Origin of the sequence: uncultured Marinococcus sp. (genome assembly GCF_947493875.1) — a bacterium.
In the GTDB taxonomy this organism is placed as follows: domain Bacteria; phylum Bacillota; class Bacilli; order Bacillales; family Marinococcaceae; genus Marinococcus.
In genome coordinates this window covers 1-236 of record NZ_CANLSU010000033.1, presented here as the reverse complement: position 1 = coordinate 236, position 236 = coordinate 1, and the positions used below count along the sequence as shown (strand labels likewise).

The 236-nt window shown below is 56.8% G+C and carries 1 rRNA gene; it reads right to left on the bottom strand.

Features of this window, described 5'->3' with window-relative positions:
- Positions 1–169: 169 nt before the first annotated feature.
- Positions 170–236: ribosomal RNA gene (locus Q0757_RS16980) — 16S ribosomal RNA — on the bottom strand; the annotation flags it as partial.

Genomic DNA, 236 nt, shown 5'->3' with positions numbered 1-236 from the left:
GGCCGCCGGCCGAAACAGCCGGCAGCCTTGTGTTGCTTGTGTGTTGGTCTCGGTATTCGGTTGTCAAGGTCCAACGTGCAAAAAACAAATAGAGAGATCGTGTCTCTCAAAAGGAAAGCCAAGCCAGGCCCCTGCCCGGTCCCTGCGGGACCGGGGTCCTGCTCCATAGAAAGGAGGTGATCCATCCCCACCTTCCGGTAGGGATACCTTGTTACGACTTCACCCCAATCATCTGC